A 1,685-nucleotide genomic window follows, 5' to 3' on the forward strand; every position below is an offset into this window, starting at 1 on the left:
CGGTACTGGGCGTACCGGGATGAGCCCGACAACGCGGCGAGCGTGCGTGCCAGGCGTCGCGAGGCAGACGCGAGTTTGACGACAGGGCCTAGGCCCCCCATGCGGCCGGAGCACAGCAAGGGCACGGCGCGCATCCGCGCGCGGATGCGGTCAGGAACGCCCGCCGGGAGCGGAGGCCGGCTGGCGGCGCAGAGCGATCTCGGTGAGCTCCTCGATGTCGAACTGGGAGCGTCCCGGGGAACCGTAGCGGGTTATCTTGCCCCGGCTCACCCACTTGCGGATGGTCGCTTCGGAGACCCCCGTGGCCAGAGCGGCCACATTCGTGGGCACAAGCCTGTGGCGCGGCGGTCTGTTCATGCGGCGTCCTTCCGTTGCCGGTCCCTGCGGTGCCGGATGGTGAGCAATTCGCGCATTTCCCATGAATGTCCTGACGTACAGCTGACGCCGCCCGGGGCGGCGCTGCGGGCGGCGGGCGGCGAGGCGTTGATCGTCCCGGGGCAGTCGTCCACCACGCACCCGATGACGGGCGCCTGCTGACCCTCCGGTTCCGGGTCGATCGCCCGCAGCGATTCCACCCGGAGGCTTTCGACTTCGTCGGCGAATTCAACGGCAGGGGGCTGGGCGGTGAGCCACTCCAGATGGAGAACCAAAAAGCATGCGAGGTGCGGGACGGAGCGGCCGGGGGCGGGCACCTGGGCCTTCTCCACGACATACCCCGCCCATGACTCAAGGATGGCGAGAATATTGTTCCTGGCATCGAGCGCGGAAATATTCAGGTGATCCCGCCTGCGGCTGCCCGACACCTTTGTCGGGTTCCTGCGCCCGGACGTCGAAAGAATGTGATGCAGCCCCTCCTGATGCAGGCCGGGAAGGGTGCGCAGCGTGCGTTCGAGCTGCTCGACACAGGGCGTGCACAGGACGGAGCCGACGGCGACACGGATTTCCTGGGCATGGTTCCTGGGGCATGAGCGAAACTCCATTGAATCTCCTTCATGAGCTGACGCGCCCCGCGGCCGGCATGACGGAAAGAACGTGTGAACCGGTCGCTGCAGTGAATGCTGGATCGATGGCCCCCGGGGAGCGAAGTGGCCCCAACCCCAGGTGAAGGCCGTTCAGGGCCGCTGCGGGCCACTCAAGGACATCGCGGTGACAGGACGTTTCCGTTCAGGAAATTCCGGCAGGAGAAATAAATCCGGCCCGGCTGGTACAGGCCCTGATGTGTTCACTGGATACGGCTGTCATGCGCGTTCCATCCCCCCGGTTGTTGCCCAGATCCCCACCGCTGCCCAGCCGCAGCTATGGGCGCACATCGGAGAGTTCCATGAGCGGTCGGGGGGTGTCAACGTGCACCCCAGCGGGAAGAGAGCGGCAATCCAGCGGCGTTAAATTTTTCTTTTCGTAATCGATCCGCCCTAAAGGGGAACTCTAGATTCCTCTTTTCTGCAGGGGAACTCCAGGTTTCTTCCAGCCCGTCCCCGCCCGCCGGGCGCCCCGACAACGCTGTCGGGGCGCCCGGCACCCGGCCCCGCCCCGCCCCTCCCGTACCGCCCCCTGCGGCCCGTCCCCGCCCGCCCCAAGCCCCGCACCCCCGCCCAGCACCCGGCCCGCCCCGCCCCTCCCACCCGCCCTCACACCCCCCGCCCCCGCCCGCCACCAGCGCATTCGGCCTCCTCCCGGCCCGGGCG

The 1,685-nt window shown here is 68.1% G+C and carries 2 protein-coding genes; both read right to left on the reverse strand.

From position 1 onward, the window contains the following. Positions 1–150 precede the first annotated feature (150 nt). Positions 151–357: a hypothetical protein gene (locus ACFVYL_RS37690; protein ID WP_389724773.1), complete on the reverse strand. Its 207-nt coding sequence runs from the start codon at positions 355–357 to the stop codon at positions 151–153. Further along, on the reverse strand, positions 354–980 hold the full coding sequence (locus ACFVYL_RS37695; RefSeq protein WP_389724776.1) for a hypothetical protein: 627 nt from the start codon (positions 978–980) through the stop codon (positions 354–356). The genes ACFVYL_RS37690 and ACFVYL_RS37695 overlap by 4 nt, the downstream gene beginning before the upstream one ends. Positions 981–1,685 lie beyond the last annotated feature (705 nt).

This window comes from Streptomyces sp. NPDC058308, from assembly GCF_042880275.1.
Lineage (GTDB): Bacteria > Actinomycetota > Actinomycetes > Streptomycetales > Streptomycetaceae > Streptomyces.